Source organism: Rhodothermales bacterium (assembly GCA_040221055.1).
Classification (GTDB): domain Bacteria; phylum Bacteroidota; class Rhodothermia; order Rhodothermales; family UBA10348; genus 1-14-0-65-60-17.
Window position 1 is genome coordinate 83667 of record JAVJVN010000019.1, and the last position, 21560, is coordinate 105226.

Consider the following 21560-nt stretch of genomic DNA (forward strand, 5'->3'; position numbering starts at 1 on the left):
GGAATCGATGTTCGCCAAAGAAGGAATTGCCCTCATTCTTGCCTCACTCCTGATTGGAGCGGCTATTGGTGTGTTGGCGTGGCAATTTCCGGGACCGGTGCGATGGCTGATCATGATCCTCGCCGTTGCGGTCCCGTTGTTCACCATGTACTTTTTCCGGGATCCGCAACGTACGCCACCGGCCGACACGACCAACCTCGTCCTGGCGCCGGCCGACGGCAAGGTGGTGGTCATCCAGGACGTGGAAGAGCCGCTCTATCTCCAGGGTCCGGCCAGGCAGGTGTCCATCTTCCTGTCTCCGCTGAACGTGCATGTGAACCGTGCACCGGCGGATGGGGTGATCGAGTTCGATGAATATGTCCCGGGAGACTATCTCGTAGCCTGGCATGAGAAGGCGAGTGAATTGAACGAACGTTCCCAACTTGGATTGCGGCATCCGACGGGCCAGAAAATCCTCTTCAAGCAGATTGCCGGCGCCGTTGCGCGTCGGATTGTGTATCACATTTCCATCGGGGATGCGGTCAAGGCCGGGGAACGGTTCGGAATCGTGAAATTCGGATCGCGTATGGACATCCTGGTCCATCCGGATACGGAAATCCTGGTTGGACTCGGCGACAAGGTGACGGCCGGTGAGACCCTTCTGGCTCGACTGTCGCCGGAGGCGAAGCATGCCGAATAACGGATCCCGGAAGAACGGTCGGCGCCCGGGCCTCAAGCAGCGCCGATTCCGTCAGCGGCTCTCCGCGTACCGGGAATCCCGGGCCGGTCGTGCGCCCCGGCGGATTCCGCGTGCGGCCGTGCCGTCCTTTTTCACGCTCATGAACCTGTTCTGTGGATTCCTGGCCATCGTCCAGGTACACGAAGGACAGTTCGTGACAGCCGGATGGTTGATTGTGCTGGCGGGTTTCTTCGATGCGCTGGACGGCATGATGGCACGGCTCACCAACGGCCAAAGCCTGTTCGGGGTCGAACTCGACTCGTTGTCGGACATCGTCAGTTTCGGCGTGGCACCGGCCTTTCTCATGTACGTGTACGCCCTGAACGGTCACGGCACGGCGGGACTGATTGTGGCGTCGCTGCCTGCCATGTGCGGGGCGGTCCGACTGGCCCGGTTCAACGTGTCCTTCGACGGGGACAAGAAGGAGTTTTTCACCGGGCTACCCATTCCCATGAGTGCCGCCGTATTCGTCGCAGTCATCCTGAACGCGGATTCCCTCGCCTTCCTGTCTCCGGATGCGGAAAGCCATCGGGTGCTGTTGACCACGGTCATCGTGATTTCCGGACTCATGGTGTCCAATGTCCGGTTCGATACATTGCCCAAGCCGTCGGCGGCCAGCTTCCGGGAGAATCCGACGAAGGGGTTCCTGTCGGTGGCTGCCATCCTCATGCTGGTTTTCTTCAGGGAGATGGGGCTGTTGATTGTCCTCGTGGTCTATTTGCTGTTGGGCATGGGACGGGGACTGTATGCGTTCGGACGCAGTGTCTGGGTCGCCGAATCTTCAACGGAAGCCGATGCCTGACGACGTATCTTTCTGTTCAAATCCCTGTCCAGTGACCTGAATCATGAAGTTTACCGCACACGTTACCGTCACGCTCCGACCGTCCATCCTGGATCCGCAGGGCAAGGCCACGCATCATGCCCTTACGCAGCTCGACTTCACGCAGATCGGTAGCGTGCGGATCGGCAAGTTCATCGCGTTGGAAATTGAAGCGGGATCCGAGGATGAAGCGCGTCAGATTGCCGAGAAGGCCGCTGGCCAGTTGCTTGCGAACCCGGTCATGGAGGACTTCCATGTGGTCATCCATCACGCATCCTGATCGAACGCGTCGGGCACCGATGACGGTGCCGACACCGGAACCGGCCCAGCCGGACGTGGCTTCCGACCAACCCTGGCACGTCCTGCTGTTCAATGACGACGTGCACACGTTCGAAGAGGTCATTCTGCAACTCATGAAGGCTACGGGGTGCACACAGTCCACGGCCGAAGGGCAGGCCTGGACCGTACACACGAAAGGCAAGTGCACGGTCTTCACCGGGACGTTCGAAGCCTGCCTTTCCGTGCAGGGCGTCCTGAACGAGATTGCGTTGCTGACCGAAATCAGGGGCTGATTTTTCCGGGTCCACGGAAAAGAATTCCCCGGAATGACCTGTTTCCGGGACACAAGGACGGGATTTGACGGTCCGAATGGCCCGGAACGCCGTTCCAACGCGAATGTCCATACGTGGCACGGCAATTGGATGTCCCAAGCCACAAACCAACCCCTCCTCTCGGGACACAACCATGAAATACATTTCCTCACTTTCCATCTTCATCCTGATGGTCGGCTTTGCGTTGCCAACCGCGCATGGCCAGCTTCTGGCCACGGCCGACGGATCCAACGGAACGGCCAGCTATTACCATGAAGGGTATCACGGCTCCACTACGGCGAGCGGTGAACAATACGATCACAATGCGCTTACGGCGGCCCACCGGACGCTGCCGTTCAATACGCTCGTCCGTGTAACCCGCGTCGACAATGGACGCGCGGTCATCGTACGCGTAAACGATCGCATGGCCATGGGACCAGGCAAGACCATCGACCTGTCGGGCGCCGCTGCAAAGCGACTCGATATGATGACGGAAGGTGTGGTCGACGTCCGAATTGATGTCCTGGATACGGGATCCGTTACGGCTTCGGCCGACGTCGATTCGCGTCCCCGCGTCATTGGCTGGTCCTCCCGGACCCGTACGACAGCATTGGATTCGAAGCCAGCGCCCGTCCGTACCGCCGTTGCTGCGCCGGATGGCCCACCGGCTCCGGTCCGCACGGTTGCGGACGCATCCGAGCCCGATCCCACCGGAATGAAGAAGGCTCCTTCGCGCGATTTGCGTCCCATCGTGTTCACTCTCCAGATCGGCTCGTTCACGACCCGTGAAGGAGCCCGCGAAATGGCGCAGGCATACGATTCCGCGTGGGTCGACGAGGTCGTCGTGAACGGCGCGGAAATCTGGCGTGTGTACTATTCCCGCTATACGGTCGAACAAGACGCCCGGAATGCACAGAAGGTACTCTGGCAGGATGGACAGGACAGTTTCCTTCGACGGGTAACGTCCTGACCGTATCTTCCCGGTGTGACCGCGGACGATACATACACGACCATTTCGGCCCCCTCAACAGCCGAAATCAAGGAAAAGGCCTCTCGCTTCATTGCGGAGGCTTTTCCTGTTTCTTCCCCGGACCAGGCGGAAGCCCGCATCCTGGAGGTCCGGAAGCGGGAGTACAACGCCACCCACGTCTGCAGCGCCTGGCGTGTGGGGCCTACCGGCGATCCGTTCCGATTCAATGATGACGGCGAGCCCGGCGGGAGCGCCGGAATGCCCATCCTGCGCCATATTGAAGGCCGGTCGCTGACGAACGTCCTGGTGACGGTCACGCGCTACTATGGCGGCACGAAACTCGGCACGGGTGGGCTGGTCAGGGCCTACGGCGATGCCGCCTCGCTGGCCCTCGACGCGGCACCGACCCAGGTGGTCGTGCTTCGGGACGACGTGAAGATCACATTTGCCTACGACGACACCTCACCGGCCATGCACGTAATCGGTCTGTTCGATGCGGTCATGGGGGATGCGACGTACGACGAGAGAACCCATCTGACCGTAGCCGTCCGGCGGTCGGAGACGGCCCGGTTCCGCGCCGCGCTCATCGATGCGCTCAGTGGGCGGGTGGTTATTGAAGCTTGAGTGCTTCCACGGCCAGGCGATCCACCCGGTTGTTGAGTTCGTCGTCCGCGTGGCCCTTCACCTTGACGAACCGGACCTCATGCCGGGCCATCTGGGCCAGCAGATCCTTCCACAGGTCCTGGTTCTTGACCGGCTTCTTGCCGGCCGTCATCCAGCCCTTTTTCTGCCAGTTGTCAATCCAGCCCTGTTGGAAGGCGTTGGCAATGTAGGCCGAATCGGTGTGGACGGCCGCCTTCACCGGTTCCTTGAGCACCCGCAGGGCTTCCACGACGGCAGCCAATTCCATCCGGTTGTTCGTGGTATTGCGTTCGGCCCCGGTAATGACGCGTTCCTTGCCCTGGTACATCAGGAGCGCCGCCCATCCGCCGGGTCCCGGATTGCCGCTGCATGCGCCGTCGGTGTAAATGGTTACGTCTTTCATGTAGAAGGGTCTTCGTTGGGCGGGACTTCGGTGCCGGTCGCAAGTATACACACGCTGTTGTCCAGTCCCCATGAAGACCTTGTTTGAAGCATGAAGTTTGTTGATTACGTGACCGTGACCGTCCGGAGCGGAAAGGGCGGCAAGGGTGCCATGTCCCTCCGCCGGGCAAAATACGAACCGAAAGGTGGACCGGACGGAGGCGACGGAGGCGACGGAGGCTCTGTCATCCTGGAAGGGGACAAGCAACTCTATACCCTGCTCGATCTGCGCTACAACCGGCATCATTTTGCGCAAAACGGGGGTCCGGGCGGTGGCAATCAGCGATCCGGGAAGAAGGGGGACGATATCCTGCTGCGCGTGCCGCTGGGTACCGTGCTCAAGGACTCGGACACGGACGAGTACATTGGCGAGGTTACGGAGCACGGCGAGCGCCTGGTCCTGGCCCGCGGTGGGCGTGGGGGGAAGGGGAATACGTTTTTCAAGTCATCCACCAACCAGACGCCCCGGCACTCCCAGCCGGGAGAGCCCGGAGAAGAGCGGAATGTGACTTTTGAGCTCAAGCTGCTGGCCGACGTCGGTCTGGTCGGTTTTCCCAACGCCGGGAAGAGCACGCTCGTATCCAGTCTTTCGGCTGCTCGACCGAAGGTGGCCGACTACCCCTTCACCACGCTCGAGCCGTCCCTGGGTGTGGTTTCCGTCGGGGACTTCAAGTCGTTCGTGATGGCCGATATCCCGGGCATCATCGAAGGCGCCCACGAGGGCAAGGGACTGGGTATCCAGTTCCTGAAGCACATTGAGCGCAATGCGGTGCTGTTGTTCGTGATTCCCGTCACCTCGGACGACGTGGCCGCGGAGTACGACACGCTCCTGCACGAACTGGAAATGTTCAGTCCGGACATGCTCCGTAAACCCCGTATGATTGCGCTCAGCAAGATGGACCTGGTGCCCGTCGACGACGTGGAGACCAAGGTCGAAGAGGCCCGGGCGGGATTGCCGCCGCCGGTCGAGTTGTTTCCCATCAGCGCCGTCTCCCGCACGGGCCTTGACGATCTGAAGCGCGCGCTCTGGCGGTACATCGAGGAGGACCGGGAGGAAGACCTGGTGGATGACGTGACCGGATGAACCTTTCCCGCGGTGAATATGAAGCGCGCGTACGCCTCATGATGGCGGAGGGGGTGGGGCCGGTCCGGCTCCGCGCCCTCGTGCCTCCCGGCATTACGGCCCAGGAATTCCTGGACGGTGGCCCGCACCTGTGGAGCCGGACCGGCCCGCTTTCCCCGTGGATGCGGCAGGCCCTGGAGGACGTTCGCGGCCGTCCGGTCACCGTGCGGCCTCCGGACGGGTGGTCGCTGTGGTGGATGAACGACCCCTGGTATCCGACCCTGTTGGGGCAGATTGCCGGTCCGCCGATCATCTGGGTAACCGGTCGCACCGAGCTGTTGGCACGGCCCTGTATTGCGGTCGTGGGCACGCGTCGCTGCACCGACTACGGCCGTCGGATGGCTTACAAGTTGGGCGAGGCCCTGGCCGAAGCGGGCGCCTGTGTGGTGAGCGGGCTGGCCTATGGGATCGATGCGAAGGCGCATCGCGGAGCGCTCAATGCAGGCGGCGCAACGGCGGCCGTATTGGGATGTGGCCCGGGACAGTCCTATCCGGCGGGCAACCGGGATCTGCAGGCCAGGATTGCCGGGGATGGGGTGCTGATCAGCGAGTTCATGCCGGGCTCGGAGCCGGTACGGGGGCATTTTCCGCGCCGGAACCGGATTATCAGTGGCCTGTCGGCGGCCACGGTGGTCGTGGAAGCCTATGACCGGGGCGGCGCATTGATAACGGCCGATCTGGCCATGGAGCAGAACCGGGACGTCTATGCCGTGCCCGGGAGTGCGGAGCATTTGGCATCGCGCGGCAGCAATCGGCTGCTGGCCGACGGAGCGGGCCTCGTGGTGAGTGAGCAGGACCTGGTTGAGCGGCTGAGGGCCAGCGGGTATTTGCCCCCGCCCGCGTCCTTGTCGGAGTCCAGCCAACCGGTGGAAGGGCACAACCCGGGAAGACTACGCGCTCCCCAAGCCGCACGCGGAGCCAGACCAGCTGCGGAACAGGCCATTCTCGCCGCTTTGGAGCACGGGGAGCAGTCCGTGGACGAGCTTGCCATGAATGCGCGTATCTTGCTGAACAATCTCTGGCTGCCCTTGGCCCGCCTCGAGAACGAAGGAGCCATCTGTCAGGGTACGAGCGGGCGCTTTGCGCTGTCCGTGGAAAAACCACAAAACGGACGCAAGCCGACCGCCCCCACCAGACGATCGGCTTGCTGACATTCAGAGGAGGCGTGTTCGAGATCCCCGTCTGACTCTTTTTCTTGACGGCAATTCCCCGACATAAGTTGCACCCACCCATGGAAGAAACACTCGTCACATTCGATGTACCCCCGGGATACCGGGAGGGAGAGCGCCTGGACGTCTATTTGACGGGGTTCATCCAGAATGCGACCCGGACCAAAGTCCAGAAGGGCATCAAGGACGGCCGCGTGGAGGTGAACGGCAAGATCCACGATAAACCCTCGTATGTGGTACAGGCGGGCGATCGCATTGCGTGTCGTCTGCCGCGGCCGCCGGCGCTGGAAATCGTACCGGAGGATCTCGGTCTGGACATCGTGTACGAGGATGACGATCTCATCATTGTCGACAAACCGGCCGGAATGGTCGTCCATCCGGCCTATGGGCACCGTTCAGGGACGTTGCTTCACGGCCTCCTGCATCACCTGGGTGCCGGGCCGTTCCGGATGGAAGACGACGCGGACGCAGACGCGGACGACGATGCCGATCCCGAAACCGACCCCGGACTGTCAACGGTGAACGCCGCACCCCGGTTCGAAGGGGACGTCGCGCTCCGTCCGGGCATCGTGCATCGACTGGACAAGGACACCAGCGGATTGCTGGTCATTGCCAAGAACGACATCGCCCATGCGCGGCTGGCGGCGCAATTCGCCGACCACACCATCAATCGCCACTACATTGCCCTGGTGTGGGGCATCCCCGCCGAGGAGTCGGGCACCATCCGGAGCTGGTTGGGTCGCGACCGGCGGGATCGTCGCCGGGTAAGTGTGACCCCGGAGGGCACGGGGAAGCACGCCGTGACACACTGGAAACGACTGGAGTCCTTTGCGGACACGAGTCTGCTCGAATTCCGCCTGGAAACCGGTCGGACGCATCAGATCCGGGTCCATTCCAGCCACATGGGACATGCCATATTCGGCGACACGACCTACGACGGCGACCGCATCCGGTACGGTCGGAAGGACGGGTCCCGAAAGGGGTTCTACCGGAATCTGTTCAAACGCCTGCCCCGACAGGCCCTGCACGCCGCATCCCTGGGTTTCGTGCATCCCACAACCGGCCGTGAGGTATATTTCGAATCGCCCCTGCCGGACGACATGACCGACGTCGTGCAGCGAGTTCGTGCGAACTTGACGAACGTATTCGGCGGCGAAGGGTAGACGCCGTCCAATCCATCGAAATCCATGCATATCTCCCAATACCTAACGCCCGGGTCGGTTGCGGTCGGTCTGGACGCCGCCGACAAGGAATCGTTCATCAACGCCGTGGTCAACCTTCTTGAAGGCCGGCCTGAAGTCAGGGACCTGGATGAGGTACGCCGCAGTGTCCTTGAGCGGGAGTGGCTCATGTCGACCGGCGTGGGCAAGGGTCTGGCGCTTCCACACGCCAAGACGAATGCCGTGAGCGGTACCGTGGCGGCTCTCGTGGTCACGCGTTCGCCCGTGCCGTGGGACGCCATTGACGGGGAGCCCGTCCGCCTGGTCTTCCTGCTGGTCGGCGTTCCCGATGCCAAGTCCGAACATGTCAAGGTCTTGAGCCGGATATCGCGGATCATGAACCGGGATGCCGTGCGAAAACAATTGGCTGAGGCGGCCTCCCCGGACGAACTGCTCGAGACGCTCAGGAACGCTGAGGAGAGTCTGCTCGATGAGTAATCCCTTCCGGAATATTCCCGGTACGTTCGACATCCTGCCGAATGCCCAGACCAGCAGTGATGACCAGATTGCCGGTTCGCGGGCCTGGCAGCATGTGGAGGAGGTCATCCGCCGCGTCATGCACCGGTATGGCGCCCAGGAAATCCGCACGCCCGTCCTGGAACCCACTGAACTCATTGCGCGCGGAGTCGGGCAGCTGACCGACATCGTTTCGAAAGAGATGTTCGCCTTCGAGCGCGGCGACACGAATTATGTGTTGCGGCCGGAAGTCACGGCGCCCGTCATGCGGGCCTGGTTGCAGCACAATCTGGGACAGCTGGGCGGGGTGCAGCGGCTGTTCTATATCGGGCCCTGTTTCCGGGCCGAGCGACCGCAGAAGGGCCGGTACCGCCAATTCCATCAGTTCGGCGTCGAATACATTGGTTCGGAAGACCCGAGGGCCGATGCGGAGACCATCCTCATGGCCATTGATATCTACCGGGAGCTGGGGTTGGATGAATTCACGGTGCGTCTGAATTCGCTGGGCGATGCCGAATCGCGCCCACGCTACAAGGAGGCCCTCGTTGCGTTCCTGACGCCTCACGCGGAAGCGTTGAGCGAAACCAGCCGTCAGCGACTGGAAGGGAATCCACTCCGCATTCTGGACACCAAGAATCCTGACGAGCGGGCCCTGCTTGCGGATGCTCCCCGGCTGTCGGATTTCCTGGATGATGCGAGCCGCGCGCACCACGCGGCCGTGAAGGCCTGTCTGGATGCGGCCGGCGTGGCCTACGTGGAGGATCCGTTCCTGGTGCGCGGTCTCGACTACTATACGCGTACGGCGTTCGAGATCGAGAGTCCGGTGCTGGGCGCCCAGGGCACCTTGGCCGGTGGTGGTCGATACGATCTACTGGCCACCGACGTGGGTTCCAAGCAACCGGTTCCGGCTGTCGGTTTTGCGGCCGGTATGGAGCGCCTGTTCCTGGCCCTGGGTCGGGCGGGTGTGGAATTGCCGGCATATGAACCACCGGACGTGTTCGTGGTAGCGCTCGGGGATGCCGCCGCTGAGTGGGCGTTCGGAGCCGCCAACGCGTTGCGGCAGAATGGCATACGGGTCATGTACGACCTCCGGGGTCGTTCGATGAAGGCCCAGATGCGGGAGGCGAACCGGCAGGCCGCACCGCGCGTGCTGATTGTGGGTGACGAGGAACTGGCCGCCGGTCAGGTCATTGTGAAAAACATGGAATCCGGCGAACAGGTAACGGCTGACTGGCTGACCGTGTTGAACGAATCCGATGGGCACTGATCCATGTATCCCCGACTGAGCGACATTTTCCAGGACCTGTTCGGGTTTTCCCTCCCCATCCCGATCTATTCGTTCGGATTCATGGTGGCCGTGGCCGTCATGATGGCAGCCTGGTTGCTGCAGAAGGAACTGGATCGCAAGTTCCGGGCAGGCATCATGGGCAGCGTGCGCGTCCCGGACCCCGAGGCGTCCGCAAAAGGGAAAGCCGGACGCGGGTCCCGGATGGTGGATGCGAGTCCGTCCGTACTGGTCGGCAGCATCACCATGCTGGCCGTGTTCAGTGGATTCGCCGGGGCCAAGCTGTTCCACATCCTGGAAAACCTGGACCAATTCGCCCGGGCTCCGCTCGACATGATTTTTTCGACGGGGGGATTCACGTTCTATGGTGGATTCGTCGTGGCCATGCTGGTCGTGTCCCGGTACCTGAAGGGCAAAGGTGTGAGCGTGGGAGCCGTTTCCGATGCGGTAGCACCCGGACTCATGTTGGCTTATGGTATTGGTCGCATTGGTTGCCATCTGGCAGGCGACGGGGACTGGGGGATAGCCGCCAACCTGGCCGCCAAACCGGATTGGCTCCCGATGTGGCTCTGGGCGGAGACCTACCCGAACAACATCCTGGGCATTGACCTGTCTGCCGCCCCGGTCTATCCCACACCCATCTATGAGTTCGTCGCCGCTCTGGCGCTTTTCGGTGTCCTGTGGTCGCTTCGCCGCCATGCCCACCGTGCAGGCTGGTTGTTCTGGATGTACGTGGTCTTTGCGGGCGTGGAGCGGTTCTTCATCGAGAAAATCCGCGTGAACAACGAGTTCGACCTCCTGGGATTCGCCGTTACACAGGCCGAAATCATTTCCGTCCTGCTCGTGGTCGCCGGATTGGTCGGTATGTGGGTTTTTCGAACGCCAGGGGCCGCTGCCGTCGATGCAACATCGCGTGCTGAAACATGAGCGAGGAACGAAGCCGACACGTTGCGGGTCGGAATCCCGTCAGGGAATTGCTGGAGCAGGATGCCGACCGGATCGAGAAAGTGCTTTACCTGGCGTCCGGTGGGGGATCCCTGGGCGAAATCCGGCGCATGGCCGATGCCGCCGGCATTCCGGTACAGGCGGTCCCGCAAGGCAAGTTGAACAGCCTGGTGCCCGGCGTGAACCATCAGGGGATCGTGGCGGTCGTGTCACCCATCCGCTATATGGACGTCGACGAAATGCTGTCGTCGGTGGCCGCCACGCTCAACGAGGTACAGGAGCGCAAGCCCATCATTCTCATCCTGGATCACATCCAGGACCCGCACAATCTGGGGGCCATCATCCGCTCGGCGGTGGCGGCCGGTGCCGGTGGTGTGGTCATTCCGGAGAGGGGCGCGGCACCCGTGACCGCTGCTGCCGTCAAAACCAGTGCGGGGACGGTCTCGCAGATTCCCATTGCCCGCGTCGGCAACATCAAGATGGTCATCCAGGCCATGAAGGAGCGGGGGTACTGGATTGCCGGTGCGGAAGGATCGGGACCTACGACCCTGTGGGACATGGACTGGGATCGCGCCATCGGCCTCGTCATCGGCTCGGAGGAGAAAGGCATGTCGCGGACCGTAAGGGAGTTGTGCGACTACGAAGTCAGCATTCCCATGCGCGGGCCGGCGGAGTCCCTGAACGCATCGGTCGCCGCGGCCGTGTTGCTGTTCCAAGCCATCCGCTGCCGCGTCTAAAAAAAGATCACCCCGGCCCGGCGAATGCCGGACCGGGGTGCCCACCTTTCAAGCGCGCCCGTCACCTATCGGGTCGGGGCAGCACCTGAAATATCACGGCTGATCGGACGTGGATGCCGCCCCACCCATGCGGTACACGATCTTGCGGATGGTGTCGAACTGGAGATAGGGATACTCTTCACGCAGATGCTCGATGGCATCGTACGCGGAGACATTCTCGCGCCGCATGGAGCGGAATACCCGCCGGATGCGGTAGTCCCTGACACCCTTCTCGTTCAACAGGTTCTGTTGAGCCAGCACTTCGTATTGATCGGTGCTGATGATCCCTTTCAGCGGGTTTCCGTTCAGTTGGTCCGTGGCTTGCATGATGGTTCGGAGTTTCGGTGCGACTTCACTGCCTCTTCCGGATGGCAATGTGAGAGTAGGGCATGGCTCCGGGCCTGCAAAGTGAAATGGCCTGAACGGTTGGACGCGGGGGGCGAGCCGCCTCAACAAGCGTTCAAAGGGCGAAAACGACTGGAGAGATCAGGGCAGGTGCCGGGAGAGGGCGCGGCGCAGCGCTGGACGGGTCTCCAGGGCCAGCGCGGCTTCGAGGGCCTGCGGGGTGATGGCGTCGTCGGGCAGCACGTCCAGCGCTGCTATGGCGGCCGCGCGCAACGCGGGGAGCGCATCGGGCAACCAGGCAGCGGTACGGCGGCGGACCGTGGCGTTCCCGGGCTCCACGCGCGCGGCCGCCAGAAGCGCTTCGCCGCGCGTCACCGGATGGTGGGGATTCTCCGTGAGCGGCAACAGCGCGGCGACACGCTCCCGCGCCCCCCGGCTGCTTCGTTCAACCAGTCGGATGGCTGCCCGTCGGATGCGGTCGGCATCGCTGTCCGTGACCAGGGCCGACTGCAGGACGGACCACGCCAGATCCTCTCGCCGTTCGACCAGGATCCGCACGGCTTCCTCCAGCAGGAAACCATTCTGACTGGTGTTTGCCGTCCGCAGGGCTTCCTCGGCAGCGGCCGGACCCGGCCAGGCGGCGAGCGCGCGGAGCCAGGCCAGGCGAACGCCCGGGTCGGTGGCCGAGGACTGCTCCTGGACCATGCGCAGCGCCGACGTCGACGGGGCCATGCCCGCCAGGACCGGCAGGGCAGCCTGAAGCACATACGGGCCGGATCCGGTCAGTGCCGGCCGCAGGCCGATGATCAATTCCGGTTCGGCGCCGCCCCGGGCCAGCAACGAGAGGGACCGGATCCGGCCCCCTGCTGTTTGGGCATCCCCGAGCTGGGATGTCACGTCGTCCAGGTCAGGGTCGGACGAAAACGCATACAGTAGATTTGCCGTTTCGTCCAGGTGAACGTACCGGGGCCGCAACGGAGCCTCATACACGAACCGGACCTCATTCGCGTCCAGGTGCACCGGGTGCCGTTCCAGTCCGGCCAGGGACGAAATGACGATGTCGGTATGGATGTCGAATACGTCCGGGACCAGCGGTCCATCCTGCTCCTGGGTAAGGATGACGGCCAGTTGCCCGGCTTCCGGGCGGTGGGAGTAGATGAGCGTGAAGACCGGATGACCGGCGCCGTACACCCACGTATCGAAAAAGGCACTCCGGCCACCGACCAATTGGCGGAAGGTTTCGGTATCCACGGCCGCGGAGGCGGCCTGCGCATCCAGGTCCGTGGCCGCATCGAGCACCCGCTCCACCCCGATTTCCTCGGCCAGCATGTGAAGGACCCAAAGGCCTTTCCAGGTGGCGTGTGCGTCGTTCAGGTCGGAGGGCGTATACCAGCGATCCCAGATCAGCGGCCGGACGTAGCGTTCGGCTTCCTCCAGGTACCGCGTGCGGGCTGTTTCCAGGATCAATCCGTAGGCCCCGTCGCCATGCTCCTGGCGGAGCGCCTGGGCGGCCGCGAATACCGGGATGGCTCGCGACAACCAGGCATCCGTCGGGAAGACGTTCGTCTGGAGGCTTCCGAACCGGGCCTGGAAGCGTGCTGCACGGGTCGCCAGATCGGCCATGAGTGGGGAATCTTCCAGCAGCGCCGGATCGGATTCGAGACGGAGACCGTTCCAGATCTGCGTGGGATAGCCCGGCGGCAATGCAATGGACCGGCCGGTGCTTCCACCGGTCGAGTCCACCTCAACCGTCACGAATCCGGATTCAGCCGCGAGAAAGCCGACGGCATGTGTCAGGCGTTCTCCCTCGGGCTGCCAGATGTGCGTTGTGGCTTCCGGTCCGAGCACTGTGCTGTTGGGGCCATCGGGCCAGAATACGTCCCATCCTGACGGAACCGTCACGCGGATGTCAGCCGAGTACGCATCGAACCACTCGAGGGGCGCCGGTATCCAGTGCGTTTCATCGGCCCGGCTCGGGGTCCATGCCGCCTTCCATCCACCCCGATCGCGGATATCGTAACCTGCGCGGGAGGTCTCGTAATCCACCTGGACCACGACTTCTTCCGCACCCCCGTCCGGCAGCGCGATGTACAGGGAATCCCCCGAGGTCGTCCAGCGCGTCGAATCGGAAAACACGCGGACGTCACGTATGTCCACGGCACCCGCGCGCAGGATGAATCGCCGCGCTGTCGACGTGGCATCAACCGAAACACGATAGACCGCCGAGCCCACAAGCCGACGTTGCTCGGGCATCAACAGGACCGATGCCTGGACATGATGGATATTGATGCCCGGTGCAAGATCCGATTGGACGGGGGCCTCCATCGGATGGTACGCATCCCGTGACACCGCTTCCAGCACCTGCGCACGGACGCTCAAGGGCGAGCCCACGAGGACGGCAACCAGCAGAACCCACCGCACCATGCCCTTCGGAACGGCGGTCAGAACAGTCATGAATGGGCCGGAACGCGTCATGAGCGGGCGGGGCGGTTGCCGAGATACAGGATTCCGAGGAAGCCGGCAGCCACATACATGACCATCTGTCCCGTGTGGGTCAGCAGGGCGTATGTGGCCGCATCGGTTTCGGGCACAAGATACAGCAGGCCAAGGGCCTGGACGGTAATGAAGTGGTAGGTGCCGATGCCCCCCGGAGCCGGGATGACCACACCGATGGACCCGATGAGCATGATTCCGAGGGCATCGAGCATCGAGAAGTCCGTCATGTGAAGCATGGCAAACGGGACCCAGGCCATGAATACGTAGCAGGCCCACATGGCCACGGACTGGACAATCAGCGTCCCGGTCCGACCGGTGCGGAGAACGGACAGCAATCCCGACCGGAAGGTCTGGATGAGGCGCCCCAGGCGCGATTCGCCGCTTGACCGTCGGAGGACCACCAGCCAGAATACGACGCCGCCTCCGACCAGAGCCGCTCCGGACAGCAGCAGCCAAGTCCCTGTCGACACCGATCCGAGCGGACGTCCCAGAGCGTCGATCAGGGCCGGGAGCTCATTGCCGTAGATGAGCGGGAGCATCAGCAGCCCCAGCCCGAGCATGACGACGTCGAGCACACGCTCCACGACGACCGTGCCCAGCAAGGTGGAGAACGGAATTTTTTCATGGGCGGCCACGTTTCCGGTGCGGATGAGTTCGCCCACCCGGGGGCCGGCGTAGTTGGCCATGTAACCCACCATGAGGGACAGGAAGGCCACCACGCGGGAGGTTCGCCTGGATTGGCCGGGCAGTTTGTCCATCATGAGGCACCACCGTTCTGCGCGCAACCAGTGGCTCGCGTAGGTCGCGACGACGGCGGGGGGCATCCACCACCAATTGGCCTGTTTCAGGGCCGTGCCCACGGCCGCGAAATCGGCATTCCGGAGGGCAAACCAGAGCAGGACGGCTGCGATCGCAAAACTGCCCGCGCGGATGGCCCAGGTCCTGGCGCGTGAGGATAGCGCGTTGGAGTTTCCCACGCCTACTGCAGGTCTATGACTTCAACGCCGTCCGGAATGGCGAACGAAAAGGCGTCTTCCGCCAGGGAGGGATTGAATTCGACGTCGGACAGGTGGAAGGTCATCTGTACGTCGTTCAGGTCAACGACATGCATCCGCAGGACGGCCAGGTCCGCGGGGCGAATCCACATCGTAACGGTCTTGAAGGAGGCGAAGGCATCGGTCGGCGTCAAGCCGAGGACGTGCATCCGTGTGCCATCCAGAGACGCATCGGCCTCCTGCCGGATGGCATACGCCGAATCGAACTCACCCAGGAACGACGTCAGCGAGAAATCCTCCATGTCGTCCTCCACGGTATTGATGAGCACTTGCCGCTCGGCGTGGTTGTGGATCCAGGTGCGTTCGCCGTCGCTCACGATGGTCTGACTGCCCGTTTCAATCCGGTAACGGTCGCCGGCAATCCAGACCCGACCGGAATACCGCTCATCCATCTCCAGGAACTCGGAGGAGATGGTCTGGACAAACCGGGCCGCCATGGTAGTCTCCGCACCGTAAAGCGCGCGGACCTGGTCCGCCAGCGGTTGCGCCCCGGTCGGAGCAGTGAACGCGCCGGAAAGGAGAATGCCCAGCAGAACGGTCAGCGCGGCGGTCGGGAGTATGGACAGGTGTCGGGTTGTCATGGTGACAACAGTACGTCCACCAGGGCCTCCAGGTCCCGTTCCGTGTTGTAGACATGCGGTGAAATCCGCACGGCCGTACCACGAAGCGACACATGGACGCCGGCTGCGCGCAGCTGCTCCTGGACCGTCGCCGGTTCCAGGCCGGCGGGCAGGGAGAGGCCGAACAGGTGGTGGCCCCGATCGGTCACGGGCGCCGTATGGAATCCATGCCCTTCCAGTTCGGCCAGGGCCGGCGCCATCAATCGCCGACACCAGTCCTGTATGCGCTCCGGCTGCCATTCCAGCAGCAACGCGAGGGCGGCTTCCACCATGGGCAACAGCAGGAAGTTCGACCGTTCCCCGACATCGTACCGGATGGCCCCCGGCGCATAGTCATCCACGTAATCCACGAGGCCGGCAAAATTGCTGCTTCCCTTGCGGGCAATCCAGTTTTCCTCAAGCGGAATGCCGTCCAACAGACGTTCTCCCCACCAGGCCAGTCCCGTCGCGTAGGGGCCCATGAGCCACTTGTATCCGGCTGCCGCCACCAGGTCGGGCTGGATGGCAGGCAGGTCCATGGGCAGGGCGCCGACCGACTGCGTGCCGTCAATGATCAAGTACGCACCGACGTCCCGGACGCGCTGGCCGACCGCCTCCAGGTCAAACAGGGTTCCGTCCGTCCAGTGGACATGGGGTACGGCCACGATCCGGGTCCGCGGTGTAATGGCTTCGAGCAGGCGCACATTCCATCCGGCCGCGGTCGGAGCCCGGGGTATGGTGCGTACGGTGGCGCCACGCTCGGTCGCGAGCCGCCGCCATGCATAGACATTGCTCGGAAACTGATCCTGCAGATGAACGATTTCGTCGCCGCGGCCTATCGGGATGTTGCGGGCGGCCGTGGCGATGGCGTAGGAGGCAGCGGGAATGAGCGATACGCGCTGCGCCGTTTCCGGAACGCCGAGCAGCCGGGCAAAGGCGCTTCGGATGCGTTCCGCGGGTTCGAAGAAGCCGCTCCCGGACAGTCCGGAAGGGTCGCGGGATGCCACCAGGGCCTGGATGCCCGCCTCTTCCACGGCGCGCGGCGTGGGGGACATATAGGCGCAATTCAGCCAGTGGACCGCATCCGGGATCTGAAAAGCGTGGCGTTGGCTTTCGAGAGGGTTCATCCCTCCAATATACGACCGCGGCGGCGGGGTCCACCCCCTGAACCCCGCGCCGCAGTCGCCATGGACCGGCCCCTCATCTGGAGGCACCGGTCAACGGTTACTATTGTGTCTTGACGATCACTTCGACTTCAGCGATTGCGGCTGCTTCGGCAGAAATCCGTGCCTCCAGCTTCCGCAGATCCCGCTCCAGGTCGTCCGTGTTGAATTCCCACGATGAAGGGGCCGAATGCCGATGGATGCGGATCAGGCGGTGGACATCCGGCACTTCGATTTCAACGAGATGAGGAATGGCCGGCACTTCGGCGATGGCCATGGCTTCCGTCGTGCGGCCGAACAGCGGCAGGTCGGGCCAGAAATGGCGCGCGACGACGGCCGTGATATTGGCGGAGAGGAGCAGGATGGCCAGGATGCCCAGACCCATCACGACTTTTTCGCGACGCCCGCTGGCGTCCGGTTCAGTTGTGGACATGATTCGCGTTCGGCAGGTTATAGTAATCCGACCTGTTCAGAACGCGAATGGTTGGCGCCTTATTGCCCGGATGGGCCACAATTTCCCGGATTGCCGTTCGGGTCGCCGCCGGGGCCGTGCAGGCGGGCGGTGGAGAATTGTCCGAGGTCCACGTCGTCCTTCTGGTTCCAGCACCAGAATTGCTGGCAGGGGAACCGGTTCTCATAGAGGGCCCGTCCGACAATGACCGAGTCCACCCGGTACGGCTTAAGACTGGCAATGGCCATCAGGTCGCGGTAGTCGCCCACCCCACCGGAGGCCGTAATGCGGGCACGCGTCAGGCGAGTGCCGAGCTCCCGATAGGCCTCCACATTGGGTCCTTCCAACGTGCCGTCGCGAGCAATATCCGTATACACAATGCGACAGCAGCCGGCCTCTTCCATTTTCAGGGCAAACTCCACGGCATCCTGTCCGCTGCCCTCCAACCATCCGTCCACGCGGACCTCGCCGTCGCGCGCATCGATCCCGACCACAATCCGACTCGACCCGAAGCGGGCCACCGCTTCCTTCACCAGATCCGGCTCCCGGAGCGCCGCCGTCCCCAGGATGACGCGGTACACACCGGCTTCCAGGGCTTGCTCAATATCCTCCATCGTCCGGATGCCGCCGCCCTGCTGCACGGGAATGTCGAGCGTGCGGCAGATTTCGTGGATAACGGCCCGGTTATGCTCCTCACCGCCACGGGCCGCGTCCAGATCCACGACGTGGAGCACCTTGGCGTTCTGGATACGCCACAGCCGTGCCATCTTGACCGGGTCCTCGAAATAGACTTTCTCTTTTTCGTAGGATCCCTGGTACAGGCGAACGCAGCAGCCGCCGCGCAGATCTATGGCCGGAATGACGAGAATCATGGGTATCGGTAGGGTCGGCGGCTGAAACGGAGGCAGTCGCCGGGGGTTTCCCGACCCAACGTGCGGTTTTTATGCGGATTCCTCGGACCGTCGTCCGGTGTCGCCTTGGCATGCCGTATTTTGACGTTTTGCTACCTGTTCATTTTTCTGCGACGTGATGTCCTCCTTCAAGCGCATCCTGGTAACCGCCGCCCTGCCGTACGCCAACGGACCCATCCATCTGGGTCATCTGGCGGGCGCGTATCTGCCCTCCGATCTGTTCTGTCGCTATCAGCGTCTGAAAGGGAAGGACGTGGCCTTCATCTGCGGCTCGGACGAAATGGGGGTCGCCATCATGGTCCGAGCCCGGAAGGAAGGCATTGACCCCAAGGAACTCGTGGACCGGTACCACCCCATGATCACGGATGCGTTCGAGCGGTTCGGCATGTCGTTCGACCACTACGGGCGCACCACCTCGTCCGTGCACGCGGAAACCAGCCAGGCCTTTTTCAGCGATTTGGCTGCCAAGGGAACGTTCACGCTCCGCACGGAAAAACAATTGTTCGACCCTGAGGCCGGAATATTCCTGGCGGACCGGTTCGTTGTCGGTACCTGTCCGGTCTGCGGGAATGCGAACGCCTATGGTGACCAGTGCGAGAAGTGCGGATCGTCGCTCAGTCCCCTGGAATTGAAGGATCCCCGAAGCACGCTGTCCGATGCTACGCCGGAGTTGCGCGAAACCACGCACTGGTACCTGCCGCTCGGCGACTTCCAGGACCGGTTGTCCACGTGGTTGGACACGCACGCAGACTGGAAGCCGAACGTGTTGGGTCAGGTCAAGTCCTGGCTGAAGGATGGGTTGCGTGATCGCGCCATCACGCGCGATGTGCCCTGGGGCGTTCCTGTTCCTGAAGATGCTGCCGCCGCGGTAGGTGTGTCCGCCGAGGGCAAGGTCATCTACGTGTGGTTCGATGCGCCCATCGGATACATTTCGGCCACCAAGGAATGGACGGCGGCACAGGGCCATCCCGATGCATGGAAAACCTGGTGGCAGGACGAGGAAACCCGCCTGGTCCACTTCATCGGAAAGGACAACATCGTTTTCCACTGCCTCATGTTTCCGGCCATGCTCATGGCCCACGGGGCATTCGTGTTGCCGGACAACGTTCCGGCAAATGAATTCCTGAACATCGAAGGCGACAAGCTCTCCACGTCCCGGGGCTGGGCCGTCTGGCTGCACGAGTACCTGGACGAATTCGATCCAGACCTCCTGCGCTATGCGCTGGCCACGACGCTGCCCGAAACCAAGGACGCCGACTTCACGTGGGGCGAATTCCAAACGCGGGTCAATTCCGAACTGGCCGATGTGCTGGGTAACTTCGTCAACCGGACCATGACATTCGCGACCCGGTATTTTGACGGTGTCGTCCCGGAATTGAAAAATTCGTCCGCCGTGGACTCGGAAACCCTCGCTGCCATCGCCGACTTCCCGGAGCGGATTGGACGCGCGTACGACAATTACAAGATGCGCGAGGCCGTGTTCGAAACGATGGCCCTGGCCCGACTGGGCAACAAATACTTCAACGATACGGAGCCGTGGCACACGCGCCGGACGGACATGCAGGCGTGCGCCAACACCATCCACGTATCGCTCCAGATCTGTGCCTCGCTGGCCGTACTCATGGACCCCGTGCTGCCGTTCTCAGCCGAGAAACTGCGCCGGATGTTGAAGTTGGAAGGTGTGCGGTCCAGTATGCCGGCGGACGGCGATGCGAATGGCGCAGCCGCTGGTGCGCCGGCCGGAATCGGGTGGGATGCCGCTGGTCAGCCTTTGATGTCGGCCGGCGCCTCACTGGGCGAATCCGAAATCCTGTTCACGAAAATCGAAGACGACGCCATGGAAGCCCAGATGCAGAAATTGAAGAAAGCAGATCCTCAGGGCGGCGGGGCTGACGGGGCAGAAGAAGAAGCATTGCCCTATGCGCCCGTGGCAGACACCGCTACCTTTGACGACTTCATGAAAATGGACTTCCGTATGGGTACCGTCCTCGAGGCCGAGCCTGTGCCGAAGTCGAAGAAGCTTCTGCGCCTGGTCATCGATCTGGGCTTCGAGAAGCGTCAGATCCTGGCCGGAGCGGGCCAACACTATTCGGCGGAAGAGATGATTGGTCGGCGGGTGGCCGTCGTGGCGAACCTGGCCCCCCGCAAGATGATGGGTCTCGAGTCGCAGGGCATGGTGCTCATGGCCGAAGACCGCGACGGTGGACTCTTCCCGATCACGTCGGGCGGAGAAGACGGATCGGTCATCCGTTAAATGTAACCTGGCAGGTTACATTTGAATACGGGCCGTCGGGTCAGCGCCGGATGACGGGCTCCGTGATTCGTGCTCCGAGAGGAAGGATGAAGGTGGCGATGATGACCGTCGGGGTGTCTCCCGGGTTCACGGTCTCGTGGATGACGTTGCGTCGGTTCTCATACGCCTCTCCGGCCGCGACGCGGCGCACCGTGCCGTCTGCTCCGTGGATTTCCAATTGACCTTCAAGTACCACGGCCCGTTCGTCGCCCGGGTGCAGGTGCCAACCGGTGGTGCCGCCGGGCGCAAATGTTGCCCGGATGGTGACCGACATCAGGGAGTCGGAGACGGACAGCGGAGACTCGTGGAGGACGTCCAAGGTAATGCCTTGCTGCTGTGCTGGGCTGTGTCGCGGAGACACGGCCAGCCAAGTGGTCAGTAAGGCAAATACGACAGCCGCGTGCTTGAGCATGGAGTTCAGCCAAAAGAGGACCGCTCGGACGAAACGACCGTCATGGGCAGTCGCCTGTGCAGGGTTCGCCGGTTCCACAGTGAGCCTCAAGAACGCCTCCGCGGCTGTCAAAGGCAACCCGGCAGCACGACAGCAGGTCGTCTTTCAGACGACTACGGGCGCGTTGGACGCGGGACTTGGCTCCGGACACGGAGAGGCCCAGACGCTCGCCCATCTCAGCCTGGGTCAACCCCTGGAACTCCGTCATTTCAACGGCCATCCGCCAGTCTTCAGGGAGATCCTCCAGGAACGGAAGCAGGCAGTTCGAGAGCGCAGCGTAGGCTGACATGTCCAAGGATTCTCCAGACAGGTCCGTTTCGTCGTTCAGCGGTACCGTCCGATCGGGTTTGGACCGCCGCCAATAATCCGTAACCGCATTGCGCGCAATGGCATACAGCCACGGGAGTATCCGGTCCTCGGATTTAAGGGTATCCTGGCGCTGCCAGACGCGCACGAGGATGTCCTGAACGACATCCTCGGCGTCGTCAGACGTGCGTACGCGGCTCTGGACGTAGTCCAGGAGCCGCGTACGCAGCGCGTCGAGTTGGTTGCTGCTCAGCAGCATCCGCCGCCACCGCAGGTGCAATTTCCGTCAGAGCAGGTACAGTTGCTGCAGGTACATTTCGTGCAAGTACAGTTCA

At 62.8% G+C, this 21560-nt stretch carries 24 protein-coding genes; 14 read left to right on the forward strand and 10 right to left on the reverse strand.

Annotation, left to right across the window (positions count from 1 at the left end):
- Nucleotides 1-7 precede the first annotated feature (7 nt).
- From RIE53_12250 to RIE53_12275, 6 genes are all read left to right on the forward strand, one after another.
- Nucleotides 8-679 carry a phosphatidylserine decarboxylase family protein gene (locus RIE53_12250; protein ID MEQ9105452.1) on the forward strand — a complete coding sequence of 224 codons (672 nt, stop codon included), beginning with the start codon at nt 8-10 and terminating at the stop codon, nt 677-679.
- Nucleotides 669-1520 (forward strand): CDP-diacylglycerol--serine O-phosphatidyltransferase, encoded by an 852-nt coding sequence (gene pssA, locus RIE53_12255; GenBank protein MEQ9105453.1) that lies wholly within the window; start codon nt 669-671, stop codon nt 1518-1520. The genes RIE53_12250 and pssA overlap by 11 nt, the downstream gene beginning before the upstream one ends.
- Before the next feature lie 43 nt (nt 1521-1563).
- Complete coding sequence (gene purS / locus RIE53_12260; protein MEQ9105454.1) at nt 1564-1818, forward strand: phosphoribosylformylglycinamidine synthase subunit PurS; 255 nt, start codon at nt 1564-1566, stop codon at nt 1816-1818.
- Complete coding sequence (locus RIE53_12265; protein ID MEQ9105455.1) at nt 1793-2110, forward strand: ATP-dependent Clp protease adaptor ClpS; 318 nt, start codon at nt 1793-1795, stop codon at nt 2108-2110. Before purS ends, RIE53_12265 begins: the two co-directional genes overlap by 26 nt.
- A gap of 172 nt (nt 2111-2282) precedes the next feature.
- A complete protein-coding gene (locus RIE53_12270) occupies nt 2283-3098 on the forward strand; it encodes a septal ring lytic transglycosylase RlpA family protein (protein ID MEQ9105456.1) in 816 nt (271 codons plus the stop codon).
- 15 nt (nt 3099-3113) lie between these two features.
- On the forward strand, nt 3114-3722 hold the full coding sequence (locus RIE53_12275; protein MEQ9105457.1) for a YigZ family protein: 609 nt from the start codon (nt 3114-3116) through the stop codon (nt 3720-3722).
- Here the strand turns inward: RIE53_12275 and rnhA are convergent.
- Nucleotides 3709-4143, reverse strand: a complete 435-nt coding sequence (gene rnhA / locus RIE53_12280; protein MEQ9105458.1) for a ribonuclease HI — start codon at nt 4141-4143, stop codon at nt 3709-3711. The genes RIE53_12275 and rnhA overlap by 14 nt on opposite strands.
- Nucleotides 4144-4233: 90 nt before the next feature.
- Here rnhA and obgE point away from each other — a divergent pair, with 90 nt between their 5' ends.
- From obgE to rlmB, 7 genes are all read left to right on the forward strand, one after another.
- A complete protein-coding gene (gene obgE / locus RIE53_12285; GenBank protein MEQ9105459.1) occupies nt 4234-5265 on the forward strand; it encodes a GTPase ObgE in 1032 nt (343 codons plus the stop codon).
- Entirely contained in the window at nt 5262-6455 is a 1194-nt protein-coding gene (dprA, locus tag RIE53_12290) for a DNA-processing protein DprA (protein ID MEQ9105460.1), read from the forward strand. Before obgE ends, dprA begins: the two co-directional genes overlap by 4 nt.
- Before the next feature lie 80 nt (nt 6456-6535).
- Nucleotides 6536-7636: an RluA family pseudouridine synthase gene (locus RIE53_12295; protein ID MEQ9105461.1), complete on the forward strand. Its 1101-nt coding sequence runs from the start codon at nt 6536-6538 to the stop codon at nt 7634-7636.
- A gap of 24 nt (nt 7637-7660) precedes the next feature.
- On the forward strand, nt 7661-8131 hold the full coding sequence (locus RIE53_12300) for a PTS sugar transporter subunit IIA (protein ID MEQ9105462.1): 471 nt from the start codon (nt 7661-7663) through the stop codon (nt 8129-8131).
- Nucleotides 8124-9416: a histidine--tRNA ligase gene (hisS, locus tag RIE53_12305; GenBank protein MEQ9105463.1), complete on the forward strand. Its 1293-nt coding sequence runs from the start codon at nt 8124-8126 to the stop codon at nt 9414-9416. Before RIE53_12300 ends, hisS begins: the two co-directional genes overlap by 8 nt.
- A 3-nt stretch (nt 9417-9419) precedes the next feature.
- The gene (locus tag RIE53_12310; GenBank protein MEQ9105464.1) at nt 9420-10361 is read left to right on the forward strand and encodes a prolipoprotein diacylglyceryl transferase; all 942 of its coding nucleotides are present in this window, start codon (nt 9420-9422) and stop codon (nt 10359-10361) included.
- Nucleotides 10358-11116 (forward strand): 23S rRNA (guanosine(2251)-2'-O)-methyltransferase RlmB, encoded by a 759-nt coding sequence (gene rlmB, locus RIE53_12315; GenBank protein MEQ9105465.1) that lies wholly within the window; start codon nt 10358-10360, stop codon nt 11114-11116. The genes RIE53_12310 and rlmB overlap by 4 nt, the downstream gene beginning before the upstream one ends.
- 93 nt (nt 11117-11209) lie before the next feature.
- On the opposite strand, the gene RIE53_12320 is transcribed toward rlmB, so the two are convergent.
- The 7 genes from RIE53_12320 to hisA form a co-directional block, all read right to left on the reverse strand.
- A complete protein-coding gene (locus tag RIE53_12320; GenBank protein MEQ9105466.1) occupies nt 11210-11482 on the reverse strand; it encodes a hypothetical protein in 273 nt (90 codons plus the stop codon).
- A 159-nt stretch (nt 11483-11641) separates the two neighbouring features.
- Nucleotides 11642-13954 carry a hypothetical protein gene (locus tag RIE53_12325; protein MEQ9105467.1) on the reverse strand — a complete coding sequence of 771 codons (2313 nt, stop codon included), beginning with the start codon at nt 13952-13954 and terminating at the stop codon, nt 11642-11644.
- A gap of 17 nt (nt 13955-13971) precedes the next feature.
- The gene (locus RIE53_12330) at nt 13972-14973 is read right to left on the reverse strand and encodes a lysylphosphatidylglycerol synthase transmembrane domain-containing protein (protein ID MEQ9105468.1); all 1002 of its coding nucleotides are present in this window, start codon (nt 14971-14973) and stop codon (nt 13972-13974) included.
- Between the two features lie 2 nt (nt 14974-14975).
- On the reverse strand, nt 14976-15632 hold the full coding sequence (locus RIE53_12335) for an outer membrane lipoprotein carrier protein LolA (protein ID MEQ9105469.1): 657 nt from the start codon (nt 15630-15632) through the stop codon (nt 14976-14978).
- Nucleotides 15629-16705 carry an aminotransferase class V-fold PLP-dependent enzyme gene (locus tag RIE53_12340; GenBank protein ID MEQ9105470.1) on the reverse strand — a complete coding sequence of 359 codons (1077 nt, stop codon included), beginning with the start codon at nt 16703-16705 and terminating at the stop codon, nt 15629-15631. The genes RIE53_12335 and RIE53_12340 overlap by 4 nt, the downstream gene beginning before the upstream one ends.
- Nucleotides 16706-16877: 172 nt before the next feature.
- Complete coding sequence (locus RIE53_12345; GenBank protein MEQ9105471.1) at nt 16878-17246, reverse strand: hypothetical protein; 369 nt, start codon at nt 17244-17246, stop codon at nt 16878-16880.
- A gap of 59 nt (nt 17247-17305) precedes the next feature.
- Nucleotides 17306-18136 carry a 1-(5-phosphoribosyl)-5-[(5-phosphoribosylamino)methylideneamino]imidazole-4-carboxamide isomerase gene (gene hisA, locus RIE53_12350; GenBank protein ID MEQ9105472.1) on the reverse strand — a complete coding sequence of 277 codons (831 nt, stop codon included), beginning with the start codon at nt 18134-18136 and terminating at the stop codon, nt 17306-17308.
- A gap of 157 nt (nt 18137-18293) precedes the next feature.
- Between hisA and metG the strand changes: the two genes are divergently transcribed.
- Nucleotides 18294-20429 (forward strand): methionine--tRNA ligase, encoded by a 2136-nt coding sequence (metG, locus tag RIE53_12355; protein MEQ9105473.1) that lies wholly within the window; start codon nt 18294-18296, stop codon nt 20427-20429.
- A 40-nt stretch (nt 20430-20469) separates the two neighbouring features.
- Here the strand turns inward: metG and RIE53_12360 are convergent, their stop codons facing one another.
- Together RIE53_12360 and RIE53_12365 are read right to left on the reverse strand one after the other, a co-directional pair.
- Nucleotides 20470-20880: a cupin domain-containing protein gene (locus tag RIE53_12360; protein MEQ9105474.1), complete on the reverse strand. Its 411-nt coding sequence runs from the start codon at nt 20878-20880 to the stop codon at nt 20470-20472.
- 40 nt (nt 20881-20920) lie between these two features.
- Nucleotides 20921-21484, reverse strand: a complete 564-nt coding sequence (locus RIE53_12365) for a sigma-70 family RNA polymerase sigma factor (protein MEQ9105475.1) — start codon at nt 21482-21484, stop codon at nt 20921-20923.
- Nucleotides 21485-21560 lie beyond the last annotated feature (76 nt).

Excerpts from the sequence above, each read along its gene's own strand:
- RIE53_12325 (MEQ9105467.1), bottom strand. The coding sequence starts at position 13,954 with ATGACTGTTCTGACCGCCGTTCCGAAGGGCATGGTGCGGTGGGTTCTG.
- RIE53_12270 (MEQ9105456.1), top strand. The coding sequence starts at position 2,283 with ATGAAATACATTTCCTCACTTTCCATCTTCATCCTGATGGTCGGCTTT.
- RIE53_12365 (MEQ9105475.1), bottom strand. The coding sequence starts at position 21,484 with ATGCTGCTGAGCAGCAACCAACTCGACGCGCTGCGTACGCGGCTCCTG.
- metG (MEQ9105473.1), top strand. The coding sequence starts at position 18,294 with ATGTCCTCCTTCAAGCGCATCCTGGTAACCGCCGCCCTGCCGTACGCC.
- hisS (MEQ9105463.1), top strand. The coding sequence starts at position 8,124 with ATGAGTAATCCCTTCCGGAATATTCCCGGTACGTTCGACATCCTGCCG.
- rlmB (MEQ9105465.1), top strand. The coding sequence starts at position 10,358 with ATGAGCGAGGAACGAAGCCGACACGTTGCGGGTCGGAATCCCGTCAGG.
- obgE (MEQ9105459.1), top strand. The coding sequence starts at position 4,234 with ATGAAGTTTGTTGATTACGTGACCGTGACCGTCCGGAGCGGAAAGGGC.
- hisA (MEQ9105472.1), bottom strand. The coding sequence starts at position 18,136 with ATGATTCTCGTCATTCCGGCCATAGATCTGCGCGGCGGCTGCTGCGTT.
- RIE53_12300 (MEQ9105462.1), top strand. The coding sequence starts at position 7,661 with ATGCATATCTCCCAATACCTAACGCCCGGGTCGGTTGCGGTCGGTCTG.
- RIE53_12310 (MEQ9105464.1), top strand. The coding sequence starts at position 9,420 with ATGTATCCCCGACTGAGCGACATTTTCCAGGACCTGTTCGGGTTTTCC.
- dprA (MEQ9105460.1), top strand. The coding sequence starts at position 5,262 with ATGAACCTTTCCCGCGGTGAATATGAAGCGCGCGTACGCCTCATGATG.
- RIE53_12345 (MEQ9105471.1), bottom strand. The coding sequence starts at position 17,246 with ATGTCCACAACTGAACCGGACGCCAGCGGGCGTCGCGAAAAAGTCGTG.
- RIE53_12265 (MEQ9105455.1), top strand. The coding sequence starts at position 1,793 with ATGTGGTCATCCATCACGCATCCTGATCGAACGCGTCGGGCACCGATG.
- RIE53_12340 (MEQ9105470.1), bottom strand. The coding sequence starts at position 16,705 with ATGTCCCCCACGCCGCGCGCCGTGGAAGAGGCGGGCATCCAGGCCCTG.
- rnhA (MEQ9105458.1), bottom strand. The coding sequence starts at position 4,143 with ATGAAAGACGTAACCATTTACACCGACGGCGCATGCAGCGGCAATCCG.
- RIE53_12250 (MEQ9105452.1), top strand. The coding sequence starts at position 8 with ATGTTCGCCAAAGAAGGAATTGCCCTCATTCTTGCCTCACTCCTGATT.
- RIE53_12320 (MEQ9105466.1), bottom strand. The coding sequence starts at position 11,482 with ATGCAAGCCACGGACCAACTGAACGGAAACCCGCTGAAAGGGATCATC.
- RIE53_12295 (MEQ9105461.1), top strand. The coding sequence starts at position 6,536 with ATGGAAGAAACACTCGTCACATTCGATGTACCCCCGGGATACCGGGAG.
- purS (MEQ9105454.1), top strand. The coding sequence starts at position 1,564 with ATGAAGTTTACCGCACACGTTACCGTCACGCTCCGACCGTCCATCCTG.
- pssA (MEQ9105453.1), top strand. The coding sequence starts at position 669 with ATGCCGAATAACGGATCCCGGAAGAACGGTCGGCGCCCGGGCCTCAAG.
- RIE53_12360 (MEQ9105474.1), bottom strand. The coding sequence starts at position 20,880 with ATGCTCAAGCACGCGGCTGTCGTATTTGCCTTACTGACCACTTGGCTG.
- RIE53_12335 (MEQ9105469.1), bottom strand. The coding sequence starts at position 15,632 with ATGACAACCCGACACCTGTCCATACTCCCGACCGCCGCGCTGACCGTT.